This is a genomic window from Grimontia marina (assembly GCF_900060185.1).
GTDB classification, from domain to species: Bacteria; Pseudomonadota; Gammaproteobacteria; order Enterobacterales; family Vibrionaceae; genus Enterovibrio; species Enterovibrio marinus.
This window is the reverse complement of sequence record NZ_FIZY01000088.1, coordinates 1-12,791: the sequence shown is the minus strand read 5'-3', so window position 1 is coordinate 12,791 and position 12,791 is coordinate 1. Positions and strand designations below refer to the sequence as shown.

At 46.0% G+C, this 12,791-nt stretch carries 16 protein-coding genes; 10 read left to right on the top strand and 6 right to left on the bottom strand.

The window, feature by feature from the left end; genetic code table 11:
- The coding region (locus tag GMA8713_RS24240; RefSeq protein ID WP_198159450.1) for an IS110 family transposase at positions 1–434 on the bottom strand (434 nt) is incomplete at its 3' end.
- Positions 435–904: 470 nt separating this feature from the next.
- Here GMA8713_RS24240 and GMA8713_RS24235 point away from each other — a divergent pair.
- Positions 905–1,477: a complement C1q domain-containing protein gene (locus tag GMA8713_RS24235; RefSeq protein ID WP_157515767.1), complete on the top strand. Its 573-nt coding sequence runs from the start codon at positions 905–907 to the stop codon at positions 1,475–1,477.
- A gap of 55 nt (positions 1,478–1,532) precedes the next feature.
- Here GMA8713_RS24235 and GMA8713_RS24230 read toward each other — a convergent pair whose 3' ends face one another.
- Complete coding sequence (locus GMA8713_RS24230) at positions 1,533–1,961, bottom strand: YybH family protein (RefSeq protein WP_062715069.1); 429 nt, start codon at positions 1,959–1,961, stop codon at positions 1,533–1,535.
- A gap of 90 nt (positions 1,962–2,051) precedes the next feature.
- Between GMA8713_RS24230 and GMA8713_RS24225 the strand changes: the two genes are divergently transcribed.
- The 4 genes from GMA8713_RS24225 to GMA8713_RS27525 all read left to right on the top strand — a co-directional run bounded on the left by GMA8713_RS24225 (position 2,052) and on the right by GMA8713_RS27525 (position 3,787).
- Positions 2,052–2,906, top strand: a complete 855-nt coding sequence (locus tag GMA8713_RS24225) for a LysR family transcriptional regulator (RefSeq protein ID WP_062715067.1) — start codon at positions 2,052–2,054, stop codon at positions 2,904–2,906.
- 140 nt (positions 2,907–3,046) lie between these two features.
- Complete coding sequence (locus GMA8713_RS24220) at positions 3,047–3,232, top strand: hypothetical protein (protein WP_062715065.1); 186 nt, start codon at positions 3,047–3,049, stop codon at positions 3,230–3,232.
- 2 nt (positions 3,233–3,234) lie between these two features.
- A complete protein-coding gene (locus tag GMA8713_RS24215) occupies positions 3,235–3,627 on the top strand; it encodes a hypothetical protein (protein WP_062715063.1) in 393 nt (130 codons plus the stop codon).
- A complete protein-coding gene (locus tag GMA8713_RS27525) occupies positions 3,614–3,787 on the top strand; it encodes a hypothetical protein (protein ID WP_157515765.1) in 174 nt (57 codons plus the stop codon). Before GMA8713_RS24215 ends, GMA8713_RS27525 begins: the two co-directional genes overlap by 14 nt.
- Before the next feature lie 343 nt (positions 3,788–4,130).
- Here the strand turns inward: GMA8713_RS27525 and GMA8713_RS24210 are convergent, their stop codons facing one another.
- Positions 4,131–4,994: an MBL fold metallo-hydrolase gene (locus GMA8713_RS24210; protein WP_062715061.1), complete on the bottom strand. Its 864-nt coding sequence runs from the start codon at positions 4,992–4,994 to the stop codon at positions 4,131–4,133.
- Between the two features lie 118 nt (positions 4,995–5,112).
- On the opposite strand from GMA8713_RS24210, the gene GMA8713_RS24205 reads away from it, so the two are divergent.
- Positions 5,113–5,997, top strand: a complete 885-nt coding sequence (locus GMA8713_RS24205) for a LysR family transcriptional regulator (RefSeq protein ID WP_062715059.1) — start codon at positions 5,113–5,115, stop codon at positions 5,995–5,997.
- A gap of 47 nt (positions 5,998–6,044) precedes the next feature.
- Here GMA8713_RS24205 and GMA8713_RS24200 read toward each other — a convergent pair whose 3' ends face one another.
- A complete protein-coding gene (locus tag GMA8713_RS24200; protein WP_039849885.1) occupies positions 6,045–6,548 on the bottom strand; it encodes a lactoylglutathione lyase family protein in 504 nt (167 codons plus the stop codon).
- A gap of 112 nt (positions 6,549–6,660) precedes the next feature.
- Between GMA8713_RS24200 and GMA8713_RS24195 the strand changes: the two genes are divergently transcribed.
- A complete protein-coding gene (locus GMA8713_RS24195; protein ID WP_062715058.1) occupies positions 6,661–7,542 on the top strand; it encodes a LysR family transcriptional regulator in 882 nt (293 codons plus the stop codon).
- Between the two features lie 102 nt (positions 7,543–7,644).
- Positions 7,645–8,505 (top strand): AraC family transcriptional regulator, encoded by an 861-nt coding sequence (locus GMA8713_RS24190; protein ID WP_062715056.1) that lies wholly within the window; start codon positions 7,645–7,647, stop codon positions 8,503–8,505.
- A 38-nt stretch (positions 8,506–8,543) separates the two neighbouring features.
- Here GMA8713_RS24190 and gcvA read toward each other — a convergent pair whose 3' ends face one another.
- On the bottom strand, positions 8,544–9,461 hold the full coding sequence (gcvA, locus tag GMA8713_RS24185) for a transcriptional regulator GcvA (protein WP_062715054.1): 918 nt from the start codon (positions 9,459–9,461) through the stop codon (positions 8,544–8,546).
- Between the two features lie 122 nt (positions 9,462–9,583).
- Between gcvA and GMA8713_RS27815 the strand changes: the two genes are divergently transcribed.
- Positions 9,584–9,877, top strand: a complete 294-nt coding sequence (locus GMA8713_RS27815; RefSeq protein ID WP_062715052.1) for a hypothetical protein — start codon at positions 9,584–9,586, stop codon at positions 9,875–9,877.
- 31 nt (positions 9,878–9,908) lie between these two features.
- On the opposite strand, the gene GMA8713_RS24175 is transcribed toward GMA8713_RS27815, so the two are convergent.
- Positions 9,909–11,126 carry an EAL domain-containing response regulator gene (locus GMA8713_RS24175; protein WP_084387828.1) on the bottom strand — a complete coding sequence of 406 codons (1,218 nt, stop codon included), beginning with the start codon at positions 11,124–11,126 and terminating at the stop codon, positions 9,909–9,911.
- 1,031 nt (positions 11,127–12,157) lie between these two features.
- Between GMA8713_RS24175 and GMA8713_RS24170 the strand changes: the two genes are divergently transcribed.
- Positions 12,158–12,791: IS630 family transposase (locus GMA8713_RS24170; protein ID WP_157515568.1), on the top strand; the 634-nt coding region annotated here is incomplete at its 3' end.

Genomic DNA, 12,791 nt, shown 5'->3' with positions numbered 1-12,791 from the left:
CCCAGCAGCCCACGAATGTGATTGAGCAAACGCGTCCGCTCAGACGAAAGGTGTCGCCGCATCTGTAGGAAGGTCTGTTCATCCTGCTGCTCCACGCTTTTTACTGCAACATGACGGATGGCTCCATGAACGCTAGCCTCTGCGATGGCCTGTGCATCGTTGTAATCATTTTTCTGCCCCCGCAGATACCCTTTGACATGCTGAGGAGGTAACAACTCAACGTCATGCCCTAGCAGCGAAATCTCACGCCCCCAATAGTGGGCAGAAGCACAAGCCTCCATGGCGACAATGCAGCGCTCTTGCTGAGCCAAGTACCGCAGGAGTTGGCTCCGGCTCAGTTTCTTCTTACCGATGGGCTTTCCCTGCTGGTTTAACACGAAGAGGTAAAAGCTATTTTTTGCCAAATCGATACCGAGCGTTTTACACTTGTTCATGGTCTTCTCCTGCTTATCTAGATAGTCGATAACACTTCTATCTTGGCGCATTATGACGCCGGACTGGAGTAGGAGGAGACCATCTCATCAAACAACCTGAAGATGCAGGATTCAGGTTATTTGGGTATAAAGCCCGAGTTGTGGATAAAACAATCGAATCTCTTACTAGCCCATCATTATGTTAGCGACCGTGGAACGGCTTTAGCGGGCAGGTACTTTAAGGAAAAATCATAAATATCAGTTTTATGCAAACATACATGCCCACTCATACCTATTCATTTATCCAGCAATAACAAGCTAAAAAGTTAAGGTATGTAAATCCTACACCGACCCAATAATTAAATAGCAAAAATAAACAATGTCTCACATACGATGCTTATTGTTGACAATGAAAGTTGTAAAATTCCCTGCGATTTGAATACAGCAATGATTTGATTTGAATACAATAATCAATCATATGGAGAATACGGATGAAATACTCGCTACCAGTAACTATTCTTTCCTCAGTAGCGCTAATGTTGTCAGCAAGCGTCTATGCCAATGAACCATATCTTCCATCAAACACTGTGGTTGTCGATGCTTATATTGGTGGTGATGAGTTAACTGAAGCCAACAACGGTGCCATCAAAGTCGTCGAATACAATGAGACTCTCACCAATTTTAACTATGCGTTTGATACCAATTCTCATATGTTCACTGCACCGGTAGCCGGTCTCTATAATATTGATGCCCGCTATGCTCAGCGCACTTGCGGATTTAAATACCTACTTCGTATTGGCATCTCACTGCCAAATGCTGTTCCTCCTGGCGGCAATCATTCTATCGGACCTGTTACATTTGCCAATAATGACACGGGCTGTGCCGTCCCCGGCGTTGCGGCAGTGAATAGCATTATGAAACTTGAAAAAGGCGAGACTATTTTCATTCAGAGTCGTTACCAGCGTGCGCCTTATGACGTCTCCCCTTGGAACTATCAAAACCGCTATCAGAATCGCCTTGTGATCACCTATTTAGGTTGTAACTTCTGCGGCTTATCCAGTTGAGTGGTCAACTGTTAAAAAGGACGCGTTTGCGTCCTTTTTCTTGTCGTTGCGCTCTTTAGTAACGTTTTTCGACGGTAAAATCATCAAGTTCCAAGCGCCACACGCCATCGGCTTCTTTCACCCACTTTTCCAGCGTAATATGGCCTTCGCCGATATTCATCTTCCAGCGAGATTCCACCACCACAGTTTTATCATCCAGTTCGGTAAATTTAGGCTCGATGTAGACTAGATCACTCGCGCCATCTGAGACCAGTTGCTTCCAGAAAGCCGCAGCAGCCGGACGTCCGTGAAAAACGCCAAATGGATGTGAAATCATTGTTGATTCCATCGTGTATGCCTCACCCAAATGCTGGTATTCACCTTTGTTAAACGCTTCAATCCACTGTTTTGATGCTTGCTGAACCTCTTCTACGGGGCCTGCATAAGCCGCACCTGCAAACACCATTTGAGCGGCAATCGCCACTGCCATCAATTGCTTTTTCATCTTTTTACTCCACTTCATCTTGTATGGGTTGAGTAAAGACTACCAACGCAGTATTGTTAGATATATATCGTACAATAGAAAACACTGTTTATGGAAAATAAACATATTACCTATCAGATGCAGCTTTACGCTGCGTTGGTTCGGGCAGGAAGCTTTACTCAAGCCGCAGAACAACTCGGGATCACCCGTTCTTGGCTCAGCCAGCAAATCAGCGGATTGGAGAAATCACTCAACACCCTTTTGCTGCACCGCACCACCCGCACCCTTCGCATGACTGAATCTGGCGAACGTTTGTACGAGCATGCTGTTGTGATGGAAAGCCTTTTGGAAAAAGTGCAGGAGGATATGACTTTTGCTCAGGATTCCTTGCAGGGCACATTGAAGATTTCCTCGCCATCCGCCCTAGCGCAGGTGTTGGTCCTGCCTGTGATCCAAACGTTAAGAAAACGTCACCCGGAGCTCCATATTGAACTTTCCGTGAATGACAGCGTTGAGGATTTGCTGCGGGAAAACATCGATGTCGCTATCCGAGTGGGCCCAATGCCAGACAGTAGCCTCAAAGCCCGCTATTTGGGCACTTTTCATCAGTATTGGTATCAGGCCGTCGAGATAAAAGAGCGAGATGATCAGATTATTACCCTTCCTTGGCATCACGATAAGGGTCCCGCCGACCTTAAGGTCAATAACATCCATACCGCTACAGAAATGGCAAAGCAGGGGCTAGGTCGAGTACTACTGCCTGATATTTTTGCACTACCGTTATGTCTTCAAGGTGAACTGGAGAAGTTGCCTATCTCTGTCCCAGATAGCATTCAATCTCGGGACGTCCATGCGGTTCACCCCTACTCTTCCTTTACACCTAATCGCATCACCGTTTTTATCAAAGCTATCCACCAGCAGTTTGACAATCAAAGGGCGCTAGCGAACACACACGATGGGTTTTAACCCTTAATCGAGGAAAGAATTTGGCGTATGGGCTTGCTGACCATTTGCCTCAGATCAATAAAGCTCTGATTACACGGTGTTGCATACCGTCGTGGGTTGGCAACATTGGCGGGAGCCTGCTGTGTTGGCCATGATTGATCATGATTGGTCACGACGATGACTCAGAACTTGGTATTTTTGAGCAAGGGAAGAAGCTTTACGTCAGCAGTAGCTTCCAGCCTAACTTGGATTTTCAAATCCAAAAAGCCATCAGGTTTGTAAAGGGGAATGAAAACCCCATGTTCTTTTACGAAACCGACTCGACTTTTGTGATGTTTGGAAGCTAACCATGCCTATATTTACCCGTTTCGCCATGATTATCGTCTTCACTGCACTCAGCGCCTTTTCCTTAAACGCCGCTCAGTTGCGACACAACCAACTACTGAGTCGTGACCATTACTACATTTCACTGAACAGCAATGACCCCTCTTTTCAGCAAAGAAACATTGTGGGGGGAGAACACAATAATCGCTATTTCATCCTTGGTTTAGAAAATGATGTTCTATCTGTTTCCCTAACCTCACTGAATGGTATCGCTGGGTTTTCAGTGCACGGAGAAGGTATAGAACAAAGAAACAATCGATATCACGTCATCGCAATGCACACATGGCTGGAAGTGTCCGTATCAGCCCACCCCTTTGCAGAATACTTGCTCGAGGTCACTCTTCATGACGGTGAATAAAGAGCAGGAAGCCGCCCAACAAGAAGCTCTGGCAGCTCTACTGAAAACGCTAAGCGCAGAGCTTCGCTTCTCGGGCATGGACGAAAACGACAAGCTACAGAAGCGCATCGACACACTGGTGGTGTTGCTTCAATCCAACAAAATAACCAAGGGAAAATGAACACTAAACACAGCTTAAGGAGACACTATAAAAATCAGAACACTGATTTTGTCCGGTGTATTCGTCAGAGAAAGAGCCCAATCTATTTGAAACACGCATCAACGGCACTCGCGTAGAAATGGAAGTTCACTCCTGAGCTCTACCATGGCTGTTGCCATTTCTCAATTCAGTGAGGGTATGAAATATCTGCTTTATGATTTCATCCAAAAAGAATGAGGGAGTATCCACCTGCGACTTGATGCGACTTTTATTCAAGCGCAGTTTTGGGCAAACGGATACAGCCTGGGTTGGAAAGAATTAGGAGGCAACTTACCCTAACCGGGCAAGTTACCTGATTGCCGAATTACCACTGAGTTTCACCTTCATGAACCCGAGCACCCAGTTCCAGCGTGAAAGTCGCACCCAATTTCGGGTAGTAACCCACCATAGTATCAATCACGCTTTTGCTGTCTTCGCTTTTGGCTTTAGCATCGGCGAAGCGCTCAATCCATGTTGCTGTGTACTCGATACTTGATGGGTCCAACTTGCCCGCGTTTTTCATGTGCCCCGGAATGACCAACTCAGGGGTCAGCGATTGCATTTCTTTGAGCTGATCCAGCCACGCAGCCACTTCTTCTTCCGTTTGGGTGTCTGCCATCCAAACATGCATGCCTTCGACAATGCCAACGTTACCCAGAATCGTTTTTTCAGATGGGATCCAGAGGTAAGGTCGATGCGCCAACACGCCCTCAGTACCTTTGATCTCAATAACAGTGTCATCGACTTTCAAAACAGTGCCTTTGAACACATCCGGCACACGCGGATGTTTAGGTGCATTGGTTCCCATTTTCGGGCTCCAGAAGCTGATTTTGGTTTTCAGCTTTTTCACGATAGCATCACGAACGGCTTGCGTGGTCAGCACATTCGCATGTGGAAAGATTTCAAGCAGCTGTGAAGCGCCGAAGTAGTAGTCCGGATCCGCCTGGCTGATGTAAATGGTTTTCAGCGCTTTGCCAGAATCCAATACTTTAGCGGCGATTTGCAACGCATCGGCACGGCTAAACCCCGTGTCGATAACCATTACTTCATTTTCGCCAGCAACGACGGTAGAAGTCACATTGAAGCTGTTGTCGTCACCGTAGTAAACGTCGAATGTTAGTGGTGTCGTTTCCGCCATGACTGGCGCCGTCAGAGCAAAAGAGAGTGCTAATGCGATAGATGTTTTCATTGTCTTACTTCCTCGTTGTATGGGCTTGGGAAAGAAGCATAACGATTGGATATGCTCGGAAATAGCGCCTATCATTTGCATCATTATTTCTTAAATCGTTCTAATTAAGACAGAACTTATGGATAAGCTGACTGCCGCGAGAGTGCTTCTCGATGTAGCACAAACAGAAAGTTTCACCGCCACAGCTGACAGGTTAGAGATGTCCCGACCTATGGTGACACGCTATGTGGAAGCGATGGAAAACTGGCTTGGAGCAAGGCTTTTGAACCGAACTACCCGGAAGGTATCACTCACCAATATGGGTAAGCAGGTATTGCCAGATATGCAGCGATGGGTCGAACAGGCGTTGCATCTGGAGGAAAGCCTGATGCCGGGAGAATCGTTGACGGGGTTCATCCGCATCAGTACCAGCATGTCATTTGGTTTTTCCCAACTCATGTCCGCCCTGTACGAATTCCGGAAACGTCACCCCGGCGTCACCATTGATATCGACGCGCAGGACAAAGCGGTTGATCTGGTCGCCGAACGCGTTGACCTTGCCATCCGCACTGCCAGTAACCCTGATCCTTCCCTGATTGGCCGCCCACTCGCACCCTGTGAGTCAACACTGGTTGCGTCCGCTTCCTATTTAGAATCCCGTCCTCCTATTACCGTGCCGGAAGATCTGAGGGAGCATGAATGCTTGGGCTACAAAAACTTTGGCCGACACGAATGGTATTTTACTCGAGGCCAAGAGAAGCAGAGTGTCGAGGTGAACTGCCCTGTTACGGGAAACGAAGCGACGGTGTTACTTCACGGTTCACTCGCAGGTATGGGGATATCAATGCAACCCAATTATCTGGTCGAGGACATGCTGGAAAAAGGTGAGCTGGAAGCAGTATTGCCGGAATGGGAATTGAATACTCTGACTATCTACCTGCTTTACGCATCCCGCAAACACCTCTCCAGGCCCGTGCGCGCCTTAATTGATTTTCTGGTTGAGTATTTTGATGGGAAATTCTGACGCTTAGGAGCAATCCCTCCCCTTGAAAGAGGAGGGATTGCAAAAACTTACTTGTAAGCGCCCGCCGCGTAATGCAGCTCATAAGAGTGACTGTAGATCTCCAAAATGTTACCGAACGGGTCTTCCATGTAGATCATTCGGTAAGGCTTCTCACCTGGATAGTAGAAACGTGGCGCTTTCATGCGCTTCTTGCCACCTGCCGCGACAATTTTTTCTGCCAAGCCTTCAACATCAGGGTCCTGCACACAGAAATGGAAGATGCCGGTTTTCCAGTATTCGAAGTTGTTCTCTGGGTTTTCCTGATTCTTGAATTCAAACAACTCAACACCAATGCGGTCACCAGTAGAAAGGTGCGCGATGCGGAAACGTTCCCAGCCGGCACCGAATACGTCAGTACACATTTCACCAATAGCAGAGTCGTCTTCAACAATCTCAGTCGGCTCCATGATGAGGTACCAACCCAGTACTTCGGTGTAAAACTTCACCGCTGCTTCCAAGTCAGGAACGGAAATACCAATGTGTGAAAAGTTACGTGGATATGGCGTTGTCATGGTTAAAACCTCTCAATGCGTTATCGGATGAAGAGAAGTTTACTCGGCACCTTTTTCATTGGAAAATTATCGATTATTATTAAATTCATAATATTTTTTTATCCACCTCTATATGCTAAATCCTAAATGGCTTAACACCTTCGCCACGCTGGTTGAAACTGGCAGCTTTACCAAAACCGCTGAACGGCTTTACATGACGCAACCCGGCGTCAGTCAGCATGTGAAAAAGCTGGAAGACGAATTGGGCGAAACCCTTATATTCCGCGAAGGAAAGCAGTTCGAACTGACGCGTGAAGGCATCATGCTGAATGCCTTTATCGCCGAGCAAAATCAACAACAGGCAGACTTCCTGGCAAGAATGAAAGACGATGACCCGCATCAAGGGGCAATTCGCATTGCCTGTTCCGGCGCAATGGCGATGAAGCTATATCCGTCTTTGTTGAACCTACAAACTTTACACTCTGGCTTATCGGTGCAGCTTGAAGCAGCGCCCGCAGACAGAATTCGTCAGATGCTGATCGATAACCAAACCGACATTGGCATCACCACACAGAAATTCGACCAGCCGGTTTTTGAAGAAACTCTTTTAGGTGAAGAAGCTCTTTGCGTGATTTTACCGGCTAAAGTTCAAATCCCTTTAGGCGACTTTCATGCCCTCTCTTCGCTAGGTTACATCCACCATCCCGATGGCAAACACTATGCCGACTTAGTGCTAGGGACAAATTTCCCTGAGGAATACCGCAGTATTGAGGCTTTGGAACATCGTGGCTTCGTGAACCAACTGGCGCAAATACTCTTACCTGTTTCCAAGGGTATTGGCTTTACCGTTCTGCCGGAAAGCGTGATGACCGGATTTGAGCAAAAAGAAAAACTTACTGTGCTGACGTTGGAGTCACCTGTCTCTCAATCCCTTTTCCTTTCCCAGAAAAAATACCGTGATTTGCCGAAGCGATTCGACAAGGTGATGGAGCTTATCCTTCAGGCGACAAATTGATCATTTGGCTTAATCAAAGTGAGCTTCAGAATAAAAAATGCGCAGGATTTGTTAAAACACCCGTTGATACCTTAGAGGGATGAAAACAAGGGAGAATCTGTAATGAAGCGACAATCAACGGCAGATCACTACCGGAAGCGGCTTTCCGTGCTGTCAGATTACATCTACGAAAATCTAGAGGGTGATCTGGATATGGATAAGCTGGCTCAGGTCGCGTTGATCTCTCCTTATCACCTGCACCGCATATACCGCGGGATTTACGGCAACAGCCTGACTGATTCTATCCGTTGGATCCGCCTTCACTATGCGGCAGACAGATTGATAAAGACAGACTTGAGTATTGAGGTGATTGGCCGTATGGCGAGATACAACTCCGTACAGAGTTTCACCCGTGTTTTCAGTGAGACCTTTGGCATGCCACCTGCCCGTTTCAGGCGTGAAGGTGATCATGTTCAATTTTCGCATCCAATACGGAAAAACGAGGATTACCCAATGCAAGAGATCACAATAAGAGAAAGCGAAGCAATGACCCTAATTGGTTTAGAGCACAGCGGTGATTACATGAAGATAGGGCAGCAGTTTGAGAAGCTTCAGGGCTGGTTGACGACGCGCAACCTGATTGACGAAAACACTCGCTTCTTTGGTGTCTATTTTGATGACCCAGATACGGTACCGACCGAAGAATTACGTTCCCTGGCTTGCATCAAAGCCAGTAATGCAGATGACTTCCCGTTGGAAAACGGTTTAAAGCGTTTTGATATTCAGGCTGGAAAATGTGCCGTAATGCATTACAAAGGCCCCTATGCCAATATGGACGCTGCCTACCGCTGGTTATTCTCCGAATGGTTACCAAACTCCACTGAGCGAATAGGCAACCAGCCAGCCTATGAAGAATATCTTAATGACGTCCGTTCAGTGCCACAAACACAGCTACTTACCGATATCTATATCCCTTTAGAATAGGCATAACCGGCGGCATTTAAAATGTCGCCTTTTTTCGTTTAAGAACCACCCGCTTTCAATTCGGCGCTCATCCATTTCCGAAATGCCTGTACCTTTTTAACACGGAGGTGCGAATCCGGACAGACAAAGTAATAACCGAAAGCCACTTTCTGGTTATGCTCCCGGCCAAAGGGATAGACCAAACGCCCTGCTTTTACATCTAAGTCCGCCAACGCCGTGGAGGTTAACGCCACCCCCTGCCCTTCAATAGCCGCCTGCATGGCGAGTGCTTCGCTAGAAAACTGGTGCCCGGAATTGGTATCAGGGTGGTCAACACCAGCAGCACGCAGCCACATCCCCCAACAGGGCGCCTGAGCCTGTGTGGTTTGCCAGTCAGAGCGCAACAACATGTGGTGCTTCAGAACTTCTGGTGATTTAAGCGCATGTTCGCCTTCCATCAATACCGGGCTACAAACCGGAACCACTTCTTCAGGGATCAATACTTCGCAATGTACGCCGGAGTAGTTTCCCCCTCCATAGCGCAGTGCAATGTCGACACCATCCCGCCTAAAGTTGACGAGAGACTCACTGGCATCGACCCTTAAGCGGTATTCAGGATACTGTAGGTAGAAACTGCCAAGTCTTGGCAGCAGCCATTTCGCCGCAAAAGTAGGAGATACACTCACCACCAGTTCATTACTGTGGCGATGACGATGCAACTGCCGGATCCCCTCTTCAAGCTTGGCGAACCCTTCTTCCATGAATGGATAAAGCTGCTCACCTGCCTCGGTAAGTGAGAGCGCTCTAACCTTGCGTTCAAACAACTCAATATCCAGATAACTTTCTAGCGTTTTGATTTGCTGACTAACCGCGGCAGGGGTGACGTTTAGCTCCTCCGAAGCCTTTTTAATGCTCAGATGCCTCGCCGTACTTTCAAATGCCCTCAGCGCATTCAAAGGGGGAAAATGCACTGCCATGATTTAGTTTTTCTTATTCATAAAGTAGTAAACCTCGTTTGTGACAAGAGAAAGAGTAGCCCAACATTGAAGCTGACTTAAGCATTTCTTGATTAACAAAGAGAAAAACCGGAGGAAAGATCATGAGAACTTCAGAAAAGAAAAACCATACTCTACTGGTCGCATCTTACGAGCAGAACAAAGAGGCGCACCTGGAAGTGAGCCGAATGATGTGGAAGTTGATAGAAAAAGTGATTGCTAATTACCAGACACTCAAGCTAAAGCACCAAAAGGAAAAACTTCGAGACTTGCTCTCAACTTATCCTGACTATCTCCTCAGGGATGTCGGATTAACCCCAGAAGAAATCAGTTTGATTAAAGCACGTAGCATTCAGTTGAAGCTGGCACACATTGCGCACAGCGTAAGAAGAAACTAAACGTTCAACTGACTCGGGGCGAACTTTCCATTCAGGTTTTCACTTTCTCACTGCGTTCACACTGTGCCACCCACTTTACATACCAAGCTTCCAACTCTTCTATGGGTTTGGGATGACAAATTAAAAAACCCTGCACCAACATGCTAGGATAATTGGAAGTCAGGTATTCCAACTCCTCGGAAAGTTCCACACCCTCAGCGACCACTTTACATTCCCGCTCTAAAGAAAAGTCCGCCAACGAGCGAACAATTGCCTGACCAAAGTGATCGGTGTGGATTTTGCTGATAAGCGATCGATCCACTTTCACTTCAGTAAAGGGCAAGTGCCGCAAGTGGCGGAAGTTGGCAAAACCGGTTCCAAAGTCGTCTAACGATACGCCAAACCCTTGCATCCTTAATCGATTAAGGGATTCAAGTTGTTCAGGAGAACTCAGTGCCGACTCTTCTGTAATTTCTAGTGTGATGCGTTTTCTGTGAACATTCTTTGCTTTAAACAGCGCATCTAATCGATTAGGGATGCTCAAATCATCGAGCTGTTGCGCGGACAAGTTGATGCTGACAGTTACATGGTGCCCAAAAATGGCAGAGAGGGTTTCCATATCTGTCGCCATCTTTTCCGCAATCGTAGTAGTGAGTAGATCTACCAAGCCATGCTGTACAGCCGTTGATAGAAAACTAGCGGGTAAAATCGCCACACCACGGTCTGGCTCGTAGACTCGCGCCAATACTTCAACGCTTTCCACCCGCTTTGTCAGTGGGTTCACCTTAGGCTGGTAATAAGGAACAACATTCCCACTGATAAGGTATCGAATCAATTCTTCCCTTGTCATTGCAAAGTTCTGTTCAAACTGCATTTCATGGGAACTTGGGAGTTTATTTAGCGTTTTCTCCAATGCATCTAACGTAATAGGCTTGGGTATACTTCCTAAAAGGTAAACCCATTGGAGCTTGGCTATTTCAGCAGCCAACTCAGTTACGCGATTCTCCAAATCAGAAATAATGCATACCGCTCCACGGAAATTCATTTTCCCTAATTCGCGAATCACACACATTCCGTCTATATCTGGCATGCCTAAATTAGTAAACACAACATCATAATGTGTCTTGCCAAGGTTGATTTCATCCAACGCTGTTTGCGGACACGAAAAACAAGTGACCTCATCGTATCCGAGGCAGCTCAGCATTTTTTTAATCAACATCAAGACGGATTCAGAGTCATCTATGACTGCAACATGTTTAGTACTTTTCACTCTCCCCACCAACCCAATGTCCTATATGTGCTAAGAATATATTCCAAACGTGTTTGCCAAGTTTATCCCTTCGCGTTTTGTCATAATTAGAATTCAAACGCTAAAGTTGACCACCCTTCTCTCTAGAATTCTTGTTTTAATCGAGAAGAGCAAAGAACACCAATCTTCTTTATGAAAGATTATTGGTCGCTATCAACAGCCACCAATAGAATATTCTTTAAGCTATTTATTATTAATAGAAAACATATCAGCTTTGCGCCAAATGAATTGAAAAATTTTGTCTCACATTCTGGAAATTTTCGCTTTATTTTCCCTATGGTGTTGTTTTAAAAGATTAATTATTTACATATGCAACGAGACATTATTTTCAAACATTGTCACAAAGTTTTATAAGCGCTTCATGATCTCATGTATGAATCACACGTAGCAAAAATATGAATCAAAGCGCATATAGATTTTAAATCATAAGGCGATATTAAATTCATTAAATGAACTTATACTCTGACATTCTGTATGCTTCTCTTAACTCTATATATTAAGAAGATACATTTAAACGGACATTTAAAACATAAGAAAGCGCTTGCAGTCATAAATACACAATAACTCATCATTGGCGATAGTTTTTTTCGCAACAAGTAATATTTATCTTCTATGATTAGCAACCTTTGATATAACGGAAAGCAATAACACCAAATACCACAAACCAATTCCTAGGTTGGAAGCAAGATCATCAAACTACAGAGATAAATCGAAGTATTAATGGAAGGAGAGCATGATGATTCTTTCAAAAAAGGAGAGGGCTATTCCAAAATGATTTCGGGTATAGAACACATCATCCCCCCATTTCAAAGTAGTACAGTGATGTCGTCAATCAAAAACACTACGCAACTTTATTCATCAAAATTGATTTTCTACAAACCAGACTAAATAGCTGTTCCTAATAGTAGATCTCAAAGATAAGAGAAACTCAGTCCGCTTTGTGCGATCTGATCAATCGCCAAACCGAAACATACCGACAAAAGGACTGAGTGATGGCCATCATAGCACCGATACCTCGTGGCGAACGTCGTAGGATGAAAAAAGCGATACAGACTACCAAGGACAAGGATTATGCCCGCAGACTTATTGCTCTCATGCAACTCCACGAAGGCAAAACGATTGTCGATGTCTGCCGTATTATCAGTGCAGCCCGCTCCTCAGTGGGTAGGTGGATTGACTGGTTTACTCAAGGTGGTATGGATGCCCTGCACGCTTTGCCTGTTGGCAGACCGCCAACGCTTCCCGTTAGCGAAATGTGTGCGATGCTGACTATTCTGGTTCAGTTTTCCCCGCAGGATTTCGGTTATCAGCGAAGCCGCTGGAGTACAGAGCTTTTAACGATGCAGCTCAATGATGTATTCCAAAGTACAGTGGCGGCTTCTACGGTCAGGCGTTGGTTACCGAAAATCGGGATCGTCTGGCGTAGGGCGGCACCTACCCTCAATATTCGAGACCCTGACAAGGAAGAAAAGCTCGCTCAGATAAGTGAGGCGCTGGACAAATGCAGTGTTGACCATCCGGTGTTTTATGAAGACGAAGTTGATATCGACCTTAACCCCAAAATTGGGGCTGACTGGACGGTAAAAGGCCAGCAGAAAAAAGTGGTCACACCGGGACAGAACTGCA